The organism is Paracoccus aminophilus JCM 7686 (genome assembly GCF_000444995.1).
GTDB lineage: Bacteria > Pseudomonadota > Alphaproteobacteria > Rhodobacterales > Rhodobacteraceae > Paracoccus > Paracoccus aminophilus.
In genome coordinates this window covers 125,532-141,111 of the sequence record NC_022043.1, presented here as the reverse complement: position 1 = coordinate 141,111, position 15,580 = coordinate 125,532, and the positions used below count along the sequence as shown (strand labels likewise).

The 15,580-nt window shown below is 64.9% G+C and carries 15 protein-coding genes; 10 read left to right on the top strand and 5 right to left on the bottom strand.

What is annotated here, in order from left to right:
- Position 1 precedes the first annotated feature (1 nt).
- The 4 genes from JCM7686_RS20690 to JCM7686_RS20675 all read left to right on the top strand — a co-directional run bounded on the left by JCM7686_RS20690 (position 2) and on the right by JCM7686_RS20675 (position 3,386).
- Complete coding sequence (locus JCM7686_RS20690; protein ID WP_020952963.1) at positions 2 to 805, top strand: ABC transporter ATP-binding protein; 804 nt, start codon at positions 2 to 4, stop codon at positions 803 to 805.
- Positions 802 to 1,224: a 4Fe-4S dicluster domain-containing protein gene (locus JCM7686_RS20685; protein WP_020952962.1), complete on the top strand. Its 423-nt coding sequence runs from the start codon at positions 802 to 804 to the stop codon at positions 1,222 to 1,224. Before JCM7686_RS20690 ends, JCM7686_RS20685 begins: the two co-directional genes overlap by 4 nt.
- On the top strand, positions 1,221 to 2,822 hold the full coding sequence (locus JCM7686_RS20680; protein WP_020952961.1) for an FAD-dependent oxidoreductase: 1,602 nt from the start codon (positions 1,221 to 1,223) through the stop codon (positions 2,820 to 2,822). Before JCM7686_RS20685 ends, JCM7686_RS20680 begins: the two co-directional genes overlap by 4 nt.
- A 159-nt stretch (positions 2,823 to 2,981) precedes the next feature.
- Positions 2,982 to 3,386 carry a tautomerase family protein gene (locus JCM7686_RS20675; protein WP_020952960.1) on the top strand — a complete coding sequence of 135 codons (405 nt, stop codon included), beginning with the start codon at positions 2,982 to 2,984 and terminating at the stop codon, positions 3,384 to 3,386.
- A gap of 129 nt (positions 3,387 to 3,515) precedes the next feature.
- On the opposite strand, the gene JCM7686_RS20670 is transcribed toward JCM7686_RS20675, so the two are convergent.
- The 4 genes from JCM7686_RS20670 to JCM7686_RS20655 all read right to left on the bottom strand — a co-directional run bounded on the left by JCM7686_RS20670 (position 3,516) and on the right by JCM7686_RS20655 (position 7,593).
- Positions 3,516 to 4,253 (bottom strand): L,D-transpeptidase, encoded by a 738-nt coding sequence (locus JCM7686_RS20670; protein WP_020952959.1) that lies wholly within the window; start codon positions 4,251 to 4,253, stop codon positions 3,516 to 3,518.
- Complete coding sequence (locus tag JCM7686_RS20665) at positions 4,250 to 5,056, bottom strand: TlpA disulfide reductase family protein (RefSeq protein ID WP_020952958.1); 807 nt, start codon at positions 5,054 to 5,056, stop codon at positions 4,250 to 4,252. Before JCM7686_RS20665 ends, JCM7686_RS20670 begins: the two co-directional genes overlap by 4 nt.
- On the bottom strand, positions 5,056 to 6,867 hold the full coding sequence (dsbD, locus tag JCM7686_RS20660) for a protein-disulfide reductase DsbD (protein WP_236635914.1): 1,812 nt from the start codon (positions 6,865 to 6,867) through the stop codon (positions 5,056 to 5,058). Before dsbD ends, JCM7686_RS20665 begins: the two co-directional genes overlap by 1 nt.
- A 93-nt stretch (positions 6,868 to 6,960) precedes the next feature.
- Entirely contained in the window at positions 6,961 to 7,593 is a 633-nt protein-coding gene (locus JCM7686_RS20655; RefSeq protein ID WP_020952956.1) for a DsbA family protein, read from the bottom strand.
- Positions 7,594 to 7,749: 156 nt separating this feature from the next.
- Here JCM7686_RS20655 and JCM7686_RS20650 point away from each other — a divergent pair, with 156 nt between their 5' ends.
- Both JCM7686_RS20650 and JCM7686_RS20645 read left to right on the top strand, forming a co-directional pair.
- Positions 7,750 to 8,442: a response regulator gene (locus JCM7686_RS20650; protein ID WP_020952955.1), complete on the top strand. Its 693-nt coding sequence runs from the start codon at positions 7,750 to 7,752 to the stop codon at positions 8,440 to 8,442.
- Positions 8,439 to 9,800, top strand: a complete 1,362-nt coding sequence (locus tag JCM7686_RS20645) for an ATP-binding protein (protein WP_020952954.1) — start codon at positions 8,439 to 8,441, stop codon at positions 9,798 to 9,800. The genes JCM7686_RS20650 and JCM7686_RS20645 overlap by 4 nt, the downstream gene beginning before the upstream one ends.
- 24 nt (positions 9,801 to 9,824) lie before the next feature.
- On the opposite strand, the gene dgt is transcribed toward JCM7686_RS20645, so the two are convergent.
- Positions 9,825 to 11,180, bottom strand: coding sequence for a dGTP triphosphohydrolase (gene dgt / locus JCM7686_RS20640; RefSeq protein ID WP_020952953.1), 1,356 nt, complete (start codon positions 11,178 to 11,180; stop codon positions 9,825 to 9,827).
- A 480-nt stretch (positions 11,181 to 11,660) separates the two neighbouring features.
- Here dgt and JCM7686_RS20635 point away from each other — a divergent pair, with 480 nt between their 5' ends.
- From JCM7686_RS20635 to JCM7686_RS20620, 4 genes are read left to right on the top strand one after another with little or no spacing between them, the layout of a single operon-like run.
- Positions 11,661 to 12,677: a glycosyltransferase gene (locus JCM7686_RS20635; protein ID WP_158442390.1), complete on the top strand. Its 1,017-nt coding sequence runs from the start codon at positions 11,661 to 11,663 to the stop codon at positions 12,675 to 12,677.
- Positions 12,674 to 13,576, top strand: a complete 903-nt coding sequence (locus tag JCM7686_RS20630) for an NAD-dependent epimerase/dehydratase family protein (RefSeq protein WP_020952951.1) — start codon at positions 12,674 to 12,676, stop codon at positions 13,574 to 13,576. Before JCM7686_RS20635 ends, JCM7686_RS20630 begins: the two co-directional genes overlap by 4 nt.
- A gap of 9 nt (positions 13,577 to 13,585) precedes the next feature.
- Positions 13,586 to 15,172 (top strand): hypothetical protein, encoded by a 1,587-nt coding sequence (locus tag JCM7686_RS20625; protein ID WP_020952950.1) that lies wholly within the window; start codon positions 13,586 to 13,588, stop codon positions 15,170 to 15,172.
- Complete coding sequence (locus JCM7686_RS20620; RefSeq protein ID WP_020952949.1) at positions 15,169 to 15,552, top strand: GtrA family protein; 384 nt, start codon at positions 15,169 to 15,171, stop codon at positions 15,550 to 15,552. The genes JCM7686_RS20625 and JCM7686_RS20620 overlap by 4 nt, the downstream gene beginning before the upstream one ends.
- The last annotated feature ends 28 nt before the right edge of the window (positions 15,553 to 15,580 follow it).

The following is a 15,580-nucleotide window of genomic DNA, read 5'->3' as shown; positions in this document are numbered from 1 at the left end:
CATGAGCAGTGCCTCGCCGCTTTTGCGCCTGCGCGCGGTCAGCAAGAGCTTCACCTTAGACACCGGCCGCTTTCGGGCGCTGGACGAGATCGACCTCGATCTGGCCGAACATGAGATCGTCGCGCTGATCGGCCCGTCGGGCTGCGGGAAATCGACGCTTCTGCGCGCCATCGCGGGGCTCGAGCGGCCCGACAGCGGCACCATTCGCATCGCCGGGCACGAGATCACCCGGGCCGGGCAGGAAAGCGCCATGGTCTTTCAGGACCACCGGCTGCTGCCCTGGCTGACGGTGCGCGGCAATGTCGAGCTGGCGTTGGAACCGTTGGGCCTGCCCGCAGCCGAGCGCAGCCGTCGCGCCCGCGATTACATTGCGCTGGTCGGGCTGGCCGATTTCGCCGAGAGCTTCCCGCGTCAGCTTTCGGGCGGCATGGCGCAGCGTGCGGCGATTGCACGCGCGCTCGCCGTCGAAACCCGGATCGTGCTGATGGACGAGCCCTTCGGCGCGCTTGATAGCCTGTTGCGCGCCAGGTTGCAGGAAGAGCTTCTCAAGATCTGGCAGCGTCATCGCGTCTCGATCCTGATCGTCACCCATGACATCGAAGAGGCGATCTATCTCGCCGACCGCATCGTCGTCATGCAGCCCGACCCCGGCCATATCCATGAGGTGGTGACCGTCGATCTGCCCCGGCCAAGGCTGCGCGAATCCGCCGCCTTCTCGGCCTTGCGCGGGCGGCTTCTGCATGGGCTTTCGGTCGAGCCAGAGCCTGCTGAGCACCTGCCTACCACGCTGGAGCCTGTCGCATGATCGAGCTCGTCTCTGCCACCCGCTGCGTGACCTGTGATGTCTGCATCAAGGCCTGTCCGATGAATGTCTTTGACCGCGCCGAGGACGGCCTGCCGGTGATCGCGCGGCAAGAAGATTGCCAGACCTGCTTTCTCTGCGAGGCCCATTGCCCGACCGATGCGCTCTTTGTCGCGGCGGAGCGCGCGCCGCTACCGCCCGCACGTCTGCCCGATGAGGCGGCCCTGATCGCCTCGGGGATCATGGGCAGCTATCGCGCCCGGCTGGGCTGGGGCAAAGGCCGCAAACCGCCGCGCGATTTCGCAGCGGCGCTGACGCTCTCGCAGGCGCAAGCGGCAGCACCGGGCCGGGTGCCTCCGGGCCAGCCACGCGCGGCGCAATTTGGCCGGGTGGATGCAAACGGATCGGAGTTACAGCCATGAGCCTGCCGCGCTTTACGGGCGAACCGCTTGATCTTGAAACCGATGTGCTGGTCATCGGCGGCGGTCCCGCCGGGACCTGGGCCGCGCTGTCAGCACGTCGCGCAGGCGCGCGCGTTATCCTTGTGGACAAAGGTTATTGCGGCACCTCGGGCGTCGGCGCGGCAGCGACGATCGGCCATTGGTGGGTGCCCCCCGAAGGCCGCGAGGCCGCCATGGCCGCCAAGAACCTCGACGGCTGCGATCTTGGCGAGCGGGAGTGGATGGCGCGGGTGCTTGCCGAAACCTGGCAGACTTGGCCCGAATTCGCGGGCGCGCGCGGCTATGGCGGAGACGCCAGCTACCGCGGCGCGCAGGGCGGCCAGATCCTGCTGCAAGGGCCTGTTTATCTTCAGGAAATGCGGCGCATGATCCACCGCGCCGGGGTGACCATCCTCGACCATGCGCCCGCGCTCACGCTGCGCCGAACCCCCAGCGGGGCGATTGCCGGGGCCGAGGGCGTGCTTTTGCGCGATGACGCGCGCTGGCGCATCTCGGCCCGCGCCGTCGTTCTGGCGGCCGGGGGCTGCGCCTTTCGCAGCGGCTGTCTGGGCGGCCATGTCAATACCGGCGATTCCGTCCTGATGGCTGCCGAGGCGGGGGCGGCGCTGTCGGGCATGGAGTTCTCGAATTACTACGGCATCGTTCCGGTCGGCGGATCGGTCGACAAGAACGGCTATCTGCTGCAATCGAGCTTTTTCGATGCCTCGGGGCGCGAGGTCAATCTCGGCTGGTCCTCGCAATATGGCGTGATGGGCATTGCAGCGGCGGCCTGCTTTGCGGAGGGTCCGGTCTATTGCCAGTTCACGCAGGTTCCGCGCGAGCGCTGGCCAGTGCTGCGTGCAGGTCAGCCCAATCTCTTCACGCAATTCGACCGGCTGGGCATTGATCCCTTCACCCAGAAATTCGAGGTCGAGCCCATGCTTGAGGGCTCTGTCCGGGGCTCGGGCGGGGTGCTTGTCGCTGATGAGGCCTGCGGCACCGGCGTGCCCGGTCTCTGGGTCGCGGGCGATGCCGCCTCGCGTGAGATGCTGGTCGGCGCCTCCTCGGGCGCGGGCTCGGTCAATGCTTCCTGGGCACTGTCCTCGGGCCGATGGGCAGGCACGGCGGCCGCTAAACATGCGGGCGAGATCGGCGGAAACGACCCCGGTTCCGCACTGTGGCAGCCCGAAGATGGAGCGGGCCGTTTTGAGCAGGCAGCCTTTCTGGCGGCGCTGCAAAACGAGGTTCTGCCGCTGTCACGCAACGGGTTTCGCACGGCGCAGGGACTCGCGGCGACCGCGGCGCTGGCTTCAGGGTTTCGGGCGACGCTTGCAAGCGTCTCTCTTCCAGAAAACGCGCGAGATTTGCTGAAATTGCGCGAACTGCTTGGGATGAGCTTCATGGCGCAGCGCGGCGCGGAGGCCGCGCTTTTGCGGGACGAAACCCGGGGGATGCATATCCGTGTGGATCGCCCAGATCAAAACGCGCCTTCCTGGCGACAGCGATTGGTCTGGCGCGGGCTCGCTGCGACCCCCGACGCGGAGCCAATCAGGCCCTTTCCTCAACCGATCGCCGCCTGAGCTTCGCACGTCAGAGCGGGCGTTTGGGTAGTTTGATGACATAATCATGGTTACATCCTTTTTCGCCTTGGAGGGGGTGGGCTCTCTTTCCGCTCGCCCTCTCGCCATTTTGGCCGATCTCCCCTAGATCCTCGCACACCGGCCAAGAAGGAAATCGCCATGCCCATCGCGAAAATTCACGTTCATCACGGCGCCTATACGGTGGAACGTCTCGAGAAAGTCGGCCTTGCGGTTCAGGCGGCGCTGGAGGAGGCGCTGAATGTTCCGGCTGACGATTATTTCCGCTTGGTCCATGTCATGCCCGAAGGAAGCTTCGTTCACACGCCAAGCTTTCTCGGCATCAGCTATTCCAACGAGCTGATCTTGCTGGAGCTGACTTTCATTTCCCGACCGAAAGAGCTGCGTCTGGCTCTGCTCAAGGCATTGAATGCAAAGGTGGTCGACGCAGTGGGGATTTCGCCTGACGACCTTCTCATCATCATCCATGAGACTGCGGGCGAAAATATCTCGCTGGGGCGCGGCCTTGCCCAACGGGCCCATGTCGCAACCGAAAGCGGGAGCTGATCCCCAGCACCTGCGGTCCCTGTTTTGCGTCGGCTTTTAAGGACAAGCGCGATCAAAGGCACGAATCTCTTCAAAGCCGGCCTTGAGATGCGGCCCGAGCCATAAGCGCCCGGACCGCCTTGCTTACGGTTACAGCAGCGAGACGGCCTCCCCCGCGCTCTGCGCCACCGCCTCATGGGCCGGGTTGACGGTGCCCTTGCCGCTTTCCTCTTCCGTCAGCACCACGACCCGCGCGCCCGATCGGACGAGGCGTTCAAGCTCGATCACATCTTGATGAAACATGCGGATGCAGCCGGCAGAGGTCGCATTGCCGATCGAGGCCATGTCTGTCGTGCCATGGATGCGATAGAAGGTGTCGCGGTTGCCCTTGTGCAGATAAAGCGCCCGCGCGCCGAGCGGATTCATCAGGCCGCCCTCCATCCCCTTGCGCAAAGGGCCATAAACATCGGGGAATTCGCGGATCATATTCTCGGTCGGGATCCAGCTTGGCCAGTCGCGGCTATAGGGAATATGGGCGGTCCCGGCAAAGGCGCGGCCCTCATCGCCAACGGCCACGCCATAGCGGATCGCGCGGTTGCCCGGTTGGACGTAATAGAGAAACCGCTGCCACGGATCGACGATGACAGTTCCGGGCTTTTCATCGCTCCAATAATCGACCTCGCGCCGGATATTGCGGTCGGCGAGATATTTTGCGGGCACCGCAGGGATCTCGATCCCCGCATCGACCAGCCCGGCATAATGGGCCGCGACCTCGGGCGGCAATTGCGGCGCGGCAGGCGGTGGCTCGGGTTGCGGCGGGCTGGCGCAGGCCGCCAGCAAAAGCAGGGTCGCGACCAGCGCGCTTCGGCGAAACAGGCGTGGCGTCATGGCAGAACATCCTTCAAATCTTCAATGCCAGCAAGCAGTTGCGCCCGGGAGATCTCTCCCATATGGGCGGCCTGCATCTGGCCATTGGCGTCGATGAACAGTGTCGCGGGCAGGCCCATGGCCCCGAAATGGCGCATCATCTCGCCGCCCGGATCCATCACCGGCGCGATTACCGCGCCCGATTGAGCAAGATAGCGGCGCACGGCTTCCGCGCCCTCGCCTTGATTGACGAAATGCAGATCGACCTCGGTCTCTTGCGCGGCAATCTCGGCCATCATCGGCATTTCGCGCCGACAGGGCGGACACCACGAGGCCCAGAGATTGATGACCATCGGGCGGCCGCGCCATTCCGCAGGCCTGACCGGGTCGCCGTTGAGACTGGTCAGATGAAGCCCCTCCGGCAGGGCCAGATCGACGCCGCGCGACAGCTCATGAACGACGCTCCAGCAGGCAAAGGCGATCAGCGTGCTGGCCGCGACCGGCAGCGCCAGATCGGCATTGCGCCAGAGAGACCACGCCGTGACCAGCACAAAACCCGCCATGCCCCAGAGCGGGCTGAACCCACTCTGCCAGAAGGCCAGGATCGAGAGCGGATCTTGCAGATAAACCCCGGCATGGCCCAGCACGAAACCGAGCCGCGCCGTAATTGCCGCGACGACCACCGCGCTGCCCGCCCAAGCGCTGAGCGCAGGCGAGCTGCGCCGCGCGAGCACGGCCGTCACGATCATCAGCGCGATGAGCCCCGCGGCGACCGGAGCGCGCTCTGCCGACAGGGTCAACGGCCCAAGCGAGAGCCCGCCCATCAGTTCAGCCCTCTGACGTGATCCGCTGAGGCCCGGATGCCCGCAGCCGTCACCGTGCCAATCAGCCGCGTCTGTGGGGCCTCCCGGCCCTTGGCATCGAGAAAGACCAGCGTCGGTGGTCCCGCCGCGCCGATCATCTGCATCAGCGCCTGTCCCTCCGGCCCGGCGTCGCTGACATCGGCCTTGATGAGCCGCATGCCGCGCAGCGCCTCGGCCACAACCGGATCAGGCAGAACATTGCGCTCGATCCCCTTGCAGGTCACGCACCAGTCCGCGGTGAGATAGATCAGGCTCGGCTGGGGCGCGCCGCCAAGTGCCGCGCTCAGCGCATCCGGTGTCGTCACCGTGCCGAACGCGGGCCCGGCGATGCGCTCGACGCCGGGACCGGCCCCGGTCAGAGGCGCCAGCGGTCGCAGCGGGTCCGCCCCGCCAAGCGCCGCGCCAAAGCCCAAAAGTCCGGCCGCAAAGAGCGCGATGACGCCAAACATCTGGCGCAAGCGCTGGCCCATGCCAACCGGCGACGAGGCGCGGTCAAGCGCGCCCAGAAACACCGCCACTCCGGCGAGGAGCATCGCCCAAAGCGCGAGGATCAACGGCCCCGGCACCAGCCGCTCGACCAGCCAGATCGCAAGGCCCAGAAAGACCACGCCGAAAATGCGCCGCATCGCCTCCATCCAGGGACCGGCTTTCGGCAGGATCTTGGCCCCAAACGTGCCCGCCAGAAAGAGCGGCGCGCCCTGCCCCAGCCCGAGCATGAAGAGCGCAGCCGCCCCCAAAGCGATATCGCCGGTCTGGGCGATGTATAGGAAGGCTCCGGCAAGCGGGGCGGTGACGCAGGGCCCGACGATCAGCGCCGAGGTGAAGCCAAGCGCCAAAGCGCCCGCGACAGAGCCGCGCTGTCCGCTCCGCGCCGACAGCCGTGCAGCCAGACCCGCAGGCAGCTGAAGGTCAAAAAGGCCAAAGCTTGACAGCGCCAGCGCCACGAAAAGCGCGCTCACGCCGCCGACCGCCCAAGGCGATTGCAGCATCATCTGAAGGTTTTGCCCGGACCAGCCCGCGACCGCGCCGAAGAGCGCGAAGGCACTGGCCATGGCCAGAACATAGGCCCCCGACAGCACCGCGCCGCGCCTGGGCGTCAGCGCGTCGCCCTGACGCGCCAGCATCCCGGCAAGGATCGGCACCATCGGGAAGACGCAAGGGGTCAGCGCCAGCATCAAGCCAAAGCCGAAAAAGGCCAGCAGGACCAGCGTCGCGCCGCCCTTGCCTGCGAGGCTTGCGAGCAGGCCCTTGTCTTCGGCCAGTTGCAAGCCTGTGCCGGGTTGCTCGGACGGGGGCGCCGCTGCACTGGTGCCTGCGGGCAGATCCGGCAAGGACAGGGTCTGGCTGACCGGCGCATAGCAGATGCCATCCTCTTGACAGCCCTGCCAGCTCAGCCGGATCTCACCGCCCGCTTGCGGCAGGATCGCGGTCATATCCTCGAAATAGACTTCGACCGAGCCGAAATTCGGATCGTCCTTGCGCGTGCCGGGCGGGGTTTCGACGGTCAGCGCCGCGCCGGAGGCCGTCTCGGCGCGGATCTGGTCGCGGTAGAGATAATAGCCCTCGGCGATCTGCCAGCCGATTTCGACGCGACCGTCCCGGGCATCGAGAAGCTCCATCCGGAAGGCGTCTTCGGGTTTCAGGGGCTGGCCGCGCTGGCTGGAGAAGCTGAAATCCTGCGCGGCAAGCGCACCAGAGAAAGCCAGCACCAGCGCCACGATCGCGGCCAGAATGGGGAAAGAGCGGGAAGGGAAAAGCGCATGTGTCATCATGGCCCCGCTCTCTCGGCCCGGGCTTAACCGAGGCTTAAGCCGCGCCCCGGCAAGCCCCCCATTGCGAACACGAAAGCGCGAGACCCGGCGTGATCACAAAAGATCCGTCCGCGCCTTGGCGATCAGCCCGGTCATCGCCGAAAACTCCTGTTTGCCGAAAAGCCCCTCGTGCCCGGCGATGAAGCTTGGCGTTCCGGCAAGGCCCAGATGCTCGCCGAGCTGCATCGAATGGTCGATATGGCCCAGCACCTCGTCGCTTTCCATGTCGCGCTTGAGGCGCGTCTCATCCAGACCGACCGCGCGCACCACCTCCATGACCGATTGCTCATTGGCCTTGCCCTTGATCGCCATCAGCCGCTCATGGAAAGCCCAGTATTTCCCCTGTTTGAGCGTTGCCAGCGAGGCTTTCGTGGCGAAGATCGAGCCCTCACCGAAGATCGGCCATTCGCGAAAGACCACGCGCAGCTTCTTGTCGCCGTCGATCACACGCTTCATCACCGGGACCGAGGTCCGGCAGAACGGGCAGTTGTAGTCAAAGAATTCGGTCAGGGTGACATCGCCCTCGGGATTGCCCAGAACCGGGGCGAAGGGCGCGCGTTCCAGCGCCTGACGCAGCGCGTCCGGCATCGGGTTTTCATGGCCAAAGCCCGCGCGCGCGCCCAAAGTCAGCGCGCCCGTTGACGCCAGCCCCAGTTTCATCAGCGCCCGTCTGCTCATCACCGTCATTTTTCGCTCCTTCACTCTGTTCTGATCTCGGATCCCGTGGCACCGGACGGGTGTTCCGGCGCATGGTGTTGCGCGCGGCTGGTGACAGTGCGGCCTTAAGCCACCCTTAAGCTGGCTCTGGAACGGTTCGCGATGTGATGACGAAGAAGAGAGACCATGCGGATCCTGATTGTTGAAGATGATGACATGCTGCGCGACGGGCTGGCGGTCGGTCTTCGGCTGGCCGGGTTCTCGCCCGATGCGGTGGCGACGCTCGCAGATGCGCGGCTCGCCCTTGCCGCCGGGCCGTTTGAGGCGATGGTGCTGGATCTGATGCTGCCCGATGGCACGGGCTCGGATCTTCTGCGCGAGCTGCGCGGGGCGGGAAACCTCCTGCCCGTGCTCATCCTGACCGCGCGCGATCAGCTTGGGGACCGGGTGGCCGGGCTCGATGCGGGCGCCGATGATTATCTCGGCAAGCCCTTCGAGCTTGAGGAGCTCGCCGCGCGCCTGCGCGCCATTTTGCGCCGGGGACAGGGGCGCGCCGACAGCCATCTGCGCTGGAACGGGCTGACCCTCGATCCCGCGCGGATGCAGGGCGAGATCCATGGCAGCGCGGTCAGCTTCTCGCATCGCGAATTCACCTTGCTGCAGGCGCTTCTGGAACGGCCCGGCGCGGTCTTGTCGAAAGCCTGGCTCGAGGACCGCCTTTACGGCTGGCAGGAGGAGGTCGAGAGCAACACGGTCGAGGTCCATATCCACAAGCTGCGTGCGAAACTCGGCCCAGCCTTCATCGAGACCATTCGCGGCGCAGGCTACCGCGTCGCCGCCGAGCGCGAGGCCGCTTTGCCTGCGGCGCTGCAGCCATGAGCTCGATCCGCGCGCGGCTTTTCGTGATCCTTTTGGCGGCGACCGGGCTGGTCTGGCTGTCGGCGGTGATCTGGATCCAATATTCGACCCGCACCGAGGTTGGGCGCGTCCTCGACAGCCGGTTGCAGGAATCGGCGCAGATGGTGGCCTCGCTCATCAGCCGCAACGGCGGCATCGTTGCACCGGATGCGGCGAGCGTGGTCGATCAGGTTCCAGCCCTGCCCGACAGCGGCGGTTACAGCTATGCGCGCCAGCTGATCTGTCAGGTCTGGGGCTTTGACGGCAAACTGAAAAGCGGCTCAGAGGGAGCGCCGGATCAAGAGCTTGCAAGCGGCGGATCGGGCTTTAGCGAGCGCCGGGTCGAGGGCGAGACTTGGCGCGTCTATAGCCATGTCGATCCCGATCTCGGCATCCGCGTCGTCGTCGGCGATGCGCTTTCGGTGCGCGAAAAGCTGGTGAACGGGGTTGCCTTCGGGCTTCTTGCCCCGGCGCTGCTGATCCTGCCGCTGCTGGCGCTGTTGATCTGGATGTCGGTCCGGCGCGGGCTGAAGCCTCTGGATCAGCTGGCGGGCGCGCTGGGGCTGCGCTCGGCGGCCGATCTCAGCCCGATCGGCGGCACCGCCGCGCCTTCCGAGCTGAAACCGATGATCGCCGCGCTGAACGGGCTTTTCGACCGGGTCGAGGCCACGCGCGCGCGCGAGCGCAATTTCACCGCCTTTGCCGCACATGAGCTGAAAACCCCGCTGGCCGGGCTGAAGACACAGGCGCAGATCGCGCTCCTCGCCCCGGATGACGAGACGCGCAGCCGCGCGCTTGGCCAGTTGGTCGGCGGCGTCGATCGCACCGACCGGATGGTGCGCCAATTGCTCGACATGACGGCTGCCGAAACCGCAAGTGACGAGGCCAGCGGGATCGCGCAGGAGGGTGCGCGCATCCTCGCCGATGTGCGCGACGGTCTGGCCGGGCTGGCGAGCGCGCGCGGGGTCCGCATTGCGCTGCCCGAGGCCCCTGCCCCTTGGCAGACGACGCGCGCCGCGCAGCTTGGACCCGCTTTGCGTAACCTCTTGGAAAACGCCATTCTCGCGTCGCCGCCGGGCGCCGAGGTTGACACCTGCCTGCGCCAAGAAGGTGATCGCATCGTCTTTCGCGTGCTTGATCGCGGCCCCGGCATTCCCGATTGCGACCGCCCGCATGTGACCGAGCGTTTCTGGCGCGGGGCCAGCCGGGTCTCGGCGCAGGGCAGCGGGCTCGGGCTCGCGATCGTCACGGCGGTGATGGAGCAGATGGGCGGCGAGCTGCGGCTCTCGCCGCGCGAAGGCGGCGGCGAAGAGGCCGCGCTGATCCTGCCGCGCGGCTGAGCCTCGTGACGCGCCCCCGCGCGCTCAGGTTCCCGACAGCATTCGCGAAATCCGCAGCGCATAGCGGTCGGTCATGCCCGAGGTGAAATCGGCCAAGGCATGCAGCGCGCTTTCGGCATCACGGACCTCGCGCAAATCCAAAGACAGCGCTCGGACGAGCTGTTTGGAATGATCCGAGAGCCGCGCCTCGTCCCAATCGACCCGCGCCAGATCCTCATAGACCGGCAGAATGCCCGACATGACATTGGCGATAATGCGGCGTCCCGAGATCTCGAGCTCGGTCTTGCGCGGCGCCGTGAAGATCCGCTCGCCTGCAAGCTGGCGGATCCGCGCGAACACCGGACCAAGCAGGCTTGCCGAGATCAGATCGCGGGAAAAGCTGCCATCAAGAATGGCGTCATGGTGTTCGGTAAAGGCCGTCGTGCAGGCCACGACCGCGCGGCCGATGCTGCGGGCGCGCAGATAGGCGATCTCTTCGGACTCGGTCCGCCCGGCGCTGGACGCGGCCCCTTTGGGCAGCCCGGCCACCTCGCTCAGAATGTCGCGCACCGTATCAAAGGACAGTTCGCCCGTGGTGAAAGCGTCTTCGAGATCGACGATATTATAGGTGATGTCGTCCGCCGCCTCCATCAGGAAGACCAGCGGATGACGCGCCCAATAGGTCACGCCGTCCCGCATCCGCACCGGCAGACCAAGCCCGCGCGCCACATCGCGAAACTGCGGCAGATCCGAGCGGAAAATCCCGAATTTCTTCAACCCGATATAGGGCGCAGGCGTGGCCTTATCCGGCACGACGACAAGCCGGTCCGGGGCGGTCACCGGATATTTCGTGAAAGCGCCAAGCGTCGCCTTGGCCAGCCGCATGCCGGTCTGGCCGCGATACATCTCGAGCCGGGTCAGGATGCGAAAGCCCTGGGCATTGCCCTCGAAATCGGTGAATTCGGCATGCAAGGCGGGATCGAGTGCCGTGGCCAGCGCGCCCGTCCCTGCGAATTGCTCGGCAAACCAGGCGCCCATCGCCGCCTCGCCCGAATGGCCGAAAGGCGGATTGCCGATGTCATGGGCGACGCAGGCCGCTTGAACCACATCAGCCAGATCCGGGACCTGCCGCTCGAGGATCTTCTGCTCATCGGCCAGCCAATGGCCGACCCGCATGGCCAGCGAGCGCCCGACACTGCTCACCTCGACCGAATGGATCAGCCGGTGGTGGACATGGTCGTTTTCATAAAGCGGCTGGACCTGCGTCTTGTTCGCCAGCCGCCGGAACGGCGCCGAGAAGATGATCCGGTCGTAATCCTGCGCGAAACTCGACCGGCTTCTCTGCGCGGTGCGCGCCTCGTCTCCCAGCCGCTCGGCCAGAAGCAGCGTTTCCCAATCCATCAGGACAGTCCCTCTCTGGCTGAACCGCGGCGATACTGGACCGCGCCCGCGGAAAGAGCCAGAGCGCAAGCGCGCCGCGCCAGAATTTTCCCAGCGATATCAGGGATGATTTCACAGGCAGCCCCCCGATTGCTGGCGGCGCCGTCTCTGCCGCCCTCAAGAACCAGTCACTGACGCCAGATGCACGCTTAAGGCGAGTTATAGCAGCTCGCATCTGGTTAACCATAAAGTCACTTCGCGTCAGGACCGGTGGTCCTCGATCCCGCCGCGCCCAGAGGCCTAGGCAGGCCGAATTTTTGAAGCCGATCCCAGCTATTGCACGCAAGCCGGGCAGCGTCCCCCGCGAGCTCGCGCATCATGGCCCGACACAGAGAACTTTCCCGCGCGCCCGCCTTTCGAAAGGGGAGTTGACAGCGAAACTTCGCCGATCATAGTCAACCTATAGTAATTGTGCTTTTCCTCACAACGGCGTGTTTGACTGTGCTCCATTCGATAGCTGTCTCTGTCATCGTGCCGGTCTATTCGGGTGCCGAATATCTTGAGCGGCTTCTCGATGCGCTGTCAGAGCTTCGCCTGAGCTGGAGGCGGCAGCAGGCGCCCTTTCATCTCGCCGAAGTCATCTTCGCCGATGATGCCGCGATTGATGGTTCGGGCGCGATCATTGACGAGATGGCGCGCCGTCACGACTGGGTCATCGCGCTGCATCTGTCGCGCAATTTCGGTCAGCATCCGGCAACGATTGCCGGGATTTTGCACAGTTCCGGCGATTGGGTCGTCACCATGGACGAGGATCTGCAACATCGTCCCGAGGTGATCTCGGATCTGTTGCGCAAAGCCACGGTGGATCAATCGGATATCGTCTATGCCAATCCGAAGTCTCAGGTCCATGAGGCGGCGCTGCGGGATCGGGGTTCGCGCGCGTTCAAACGGCTGATGCGCTGGCTGACCGACAATGATCATATCAGCAGTTTCAACAGTTTCCGCCTGATCCGCGGCCCGATGGCACGCGCCGCCGCCAGCGTCTGCTCGCATGACACCTATCTCGATATTGCGCTAAGCTGGTTCACCAAACGCGTCGGCGTGCTGCCGGTCGAGATGAAGGATGAGCGCTATATCAAGACCGGAAAAAGCGGCTATAGCGTCAAGTCCCTGCTGTCACATGCCCGGCGCATGGTGTTTTCCAGCCAGATCAAACTGCTGCGGATCGGCGCGCTTCTGGGGTTGATCGCCATGGCGTTTTCCCTGCTGGCGATGCTCTATTTTCTCTTCTTGAAGATCTTTTTCCCCGGCGCCATCGAGGTCGAAGGCTGGACCTCGCTTTTCCTCGCGATCACCTTTTTCGGCGGGCTTTCGGCTTTCATGCTGGGGATCATCCTGCAATATCTCTCGTCGATCGTCCTGCGCGCGCATGGCAAGCCTACCTTCTTCACCATCGACCGGTCGGACGATCAGATCGTGACCGACTGGTTCGAGAGGGCGCAGAAGGCCGCAGCATGAAGGTCTTTCGCCTCGCCACGCCCGAGTGGACGACGATCCTGCTGTTCGGCCTAGGCTTGATTGGCGAGGCGGTGTCGCGCGCGCTCCAGCGGCGCTTTCAGCCCGAGACCGAAGTCCTTGCCTACGACTGGCTCGACGCGACACGGCGCCGGGCCGATTGGCTTTCCGTCGCACAATCCGCCGGGCACAGCAGGCATCTCGTCTTTCTGTGGTGCGGCGGGATCGAGGGCTTTGCCTCGGATCCTCTCGCCATGGCCCGCGAAACCGCGATCCTTGCCGAGCTGATCGCTCACGCCGAAACCTTCGCCCGCGACCGCCGGGTCGATTTTCACATGATGAGCTCGGCGGGAGGGTTGTTCGAGGGGCAGACCCAATGCGTGCTGTCCTCTGACCCCGCGCCGCTCTGCCCCTATGGCATCGCCAAGCTTGCACAAGAGCGACACTTTGCCGAGGCCACGTCGCTTGGGCGACGGCTTGTTTATCGTCCCACCTCGGTTTACGGCACCTCGCCCTCGCGGCGTGCGGGGCTGATTTCGGCACTGGTCGCCAATGCCATGTCGGGGCAGACAACACGGATTTCGGGCAGCCCGCATACGTTGCGCGATTATGTGCTGGCCGACGACATCGGCGAATTCGTCAGCCGGCAGATCCTTGGCACCGAGGCTTCCGACGTGTCGGCGCTTCTGCTGTCGAGCGGACGGCCCTCGTCGATCTATGAAATCATCGAGCGGGTTCGCGAGCTGGTGCCGCGCCCGCTGTTTCTCCAATTCGATCCGAGCCCCTCGAATGGCCGCAATATGAGCTTTCTGCGCTCGGCCTTTCCGACGGGCTGGCGCCCGACCGAGCTGTCGAACGGGATTTCTCGGGTCGTGACTGCCTTGCGAACCACCCATGCCTGAGGACGAAAGATGACGGCCCCCTCTCTCGCTTCTGTCCGCCTCACGCCCCGCGCGGCGACCATGGCCCGTCTGCTGCAGATCCTCTGGATCGCCTCGGCGCCGCTGCTGTGTCTGCTGTATCTCAAACAGGCCTCTTCGCTCGATCAGTTGCAATTCGACTATATGGGCTGGATGGCGACCAAGGGGCAGCCCTTCTACGCGGGCAGTTTCGACATGAACTGGCCCGGCGCGATGTATCTTCACGAGCTCGCCATAACGGTCTTCGGCCCTCGGCTCTGGGCCTGGCGCGTGACGGATTTCGTGTTGATGCAGATCTTCGCGCTGGCCTGCTGCCAATTCCTGAGGCTCTGCGGCTTTCGCCTCGCGCCCTTCGTTGCGCTGGCCCTGATCGCGCCGCTTTATGTGACCGCAGGTGGCTGGATGGCGGGTGAGCGCGATATCATCGCGGTGGGCTTCATCCTGTCGGCCTTTACCGCGTTAATGTCGGGGCCGCGTCGCGAACTCTGGGCGCTCACGCTGGCGGGTGCGCTGGTGGCTTGCGCCGTGCTGATCCGGCCGACCTATCTTTCGGCCCTTGTGGGCATTCTGGCGCTTGAGCTGCTGCCCCGGCGGCTGATCGGAAAGCCTCGGGATAGGGCGCTTTGGCTGCGTCTTCTGAGCATCTGCCTTGGCTTTGGCGCGGTCATCGCCGCCGTGGTCGCCCTCGCGCTGCGAGGCGGTTACCTTGATGACTGGTATCTCTTTTCCGTCGTCTTCACCTCACAAGTCTATGCCGGAGAACCCGCGCAGGCCGTCATTGCCAATCTGGTGATGACCCTTGCCCGGGCGTGGCATTGGATGATCCTTTGCGCCGGGCTCGGCGCGATGCTCTGGGCGCGACGTGGCCGGGTGGCGCGCTATCCGCTCGCCTTGCTCGGTGGGCTGGCTGCTGCGATTTTCCTGTCTTATTTCGTGCAAAACAAAGGCTTTACCTATCATATCGCGGGCCTGATCTACGTCCTGGCGCTGCTCATCGCAGTGGGGATCGACCTGCTTGCGACGGAGATCCGCCCGCCGGGAACAGGTGCGCGCCTTGCCCAGATCGGCCTGTTTGGCGTCTTGGCGCTGACGCTTCTGGGCACAGGGATGAAGATCGCCAACAACTGGCATTTCCTGCGCGATATCCCCGCTCATGGGTTGCGCCCGGTTGCCAGCCTCTATCCCGGCGCCGAGGATGATATTGCGGCCACGGTTGCGCTGATTGCGGCCAATAGCACGCCCGAGGATCGGATCGTGCAATATGGCACCCATTACGAGATCCCCTTTCTCGCGGAACGGCTTCCGGCCTCGCGCTTCATCACCCCAGCGATCGAACTGATGACGCCGCAATTTCCGCTCTACGACGCGTGGCTGGCCGAGATGAGCGCCGATTTCGCGCGATACCGCCCGAAATACATCCTGATCTCTCAGGAAGAGCTGCAAAGCGTAGATGGTGGCTTTGCGAGCACCGATCCGGGCAAGCCGATGCTGAAGACGCTTCTGGCGTTCATGGCGCAGGATTATGAGATCGTGCAGACCAATCCGATCGGCACGCTGTTTGTCAGGCACGCGCCGTGACCGCGTCTCGTTCAGCCGAGGTCGTGACTTTCCTTCTGGTCGGGCTTTCGTCGACGGCGGTCTATTTTTCGCTGCTCTGGGCCTTGCAGGGGCTGACGCCGCGCGTCGCCGTTCTGGCGGCAATCTGCTATCTCGCCAGCATGATCTGGAACTTCGTGCTGCAACGGTCCCTGACCTTTCGGCATCGCAGCCCCAGCCGCGGCGCCCCCTACCGCTTCGGCCTGATGCATGGGGTGGCACTCGGACTGAATTCGCTGACGATGTGGGCCTTGGTCGAGCGCGCGGGCCTGCCACTTTATGCCGCCCAGATCGGCGTTACCACGCTGATCGCGGCCCTGATCTATCTGGCCTCAAGCCGCTGGGTTTTTGCCACGCCGTGACGCGCCACCTGTGCGCGACCCGTGGACC

Excerpts from the sequence above, each read along its gene's own strand:
- JCM7686_RS20645 (WP_020952954.1), top strand. The coding sequence starts at position 8,439 with ATGAGCTCGATCCGCGCGCGGCTTTTCGTGATCCTTTTGGCGGCGACC.
- JCM7686_RS20690 (WP_020952963.1), top strand. The coding sequence starts at position 2 with ATGAGCAGTGCCTCGCCGCTTTTGCGCCTGCGCGCGGTCAGCAAGAGC.
- JCM7686_RS20655 (WP_020952956.1), bottom strand. The coding sequence starts at position 7,593 with ATGACGGTGATGAGCAGACGGGCGCTGATGAAACTGGGGCTGGCGTCA.
- JCM7686_RS20665 (WP_020952958.1), bottom strand. The coding sequence starts at position 5,056 with ATGGGCGGGCTCTCGCTTGGGCCGTTGACCCTGTCGGCAGAGCGCGCT.
- JCM7686_RS20680 (WP_020952961.1), top strand. The coding sequence starts at position 1,221 with ATGAGCCTGCCGCGCTTTACGGGCGAACCGCTTGATCTTGAAACCGAT.
- JCM7686_RS20670 (WP_020952959.1), bottom strand. The coding sequence starts at position 4,253 with ATGACGCCACGCCTGTTTCGCCGAAGCGCGCTGGTCGCGACCCTGCTT.
- JCM7686_RS20630 (WP_020952951.1), top strand. The coding sequence starts at position 12,674 with ATGAAGGTCTTTCGCCTCGCCACGCCCGAGTGGACGACGATCCTGCTG.
- JCM7686_RS20685 (WP_020952962.1), top strand. The coding sequence starts at position 802 with ATGATCGAGCTCGTCTCTGCCACCCGCTGCGTGACCTGTGATGTCTGC.
- JCM7686_RS20650 (WP_020952955.1), top strand. The coding sequence starts at position 7,750 with ATGCGGATCCTGATTGTTGAAGATGATGACATGCTGCGCGACGGGCTG.
- JCM7686_RS20625 (WP_020952950.1), top strand. The coding sequence starts at position 13,586 with ATGACGGCCCCCTCTCTCGCTTCTGTCCGCCTCACGCCCCGCGCGGCG.
- dsbD (WP_236635914.1), bottom strand. The coding sequence starts at position 6,867 with ATGATGACACATGCGCTTTTCCCTTCCCGCTCTTTCCCCATTCTGGCC.
- dgt (WP_020952953.1), bottom strand. The coding sequence starts at position 11,180 with ATGGATTGGGAAACGCTGCTTCTGGCCGAGCGGCTGGGAGACGAGGCG.
- JCM7686_RS20675 (WP_020952960.1), top strand. The coding sequence starts at position 2,982 with ATGCCCATCGCGAAAATTCACGTTCATCACGGCGCCTATACGGTGGAA.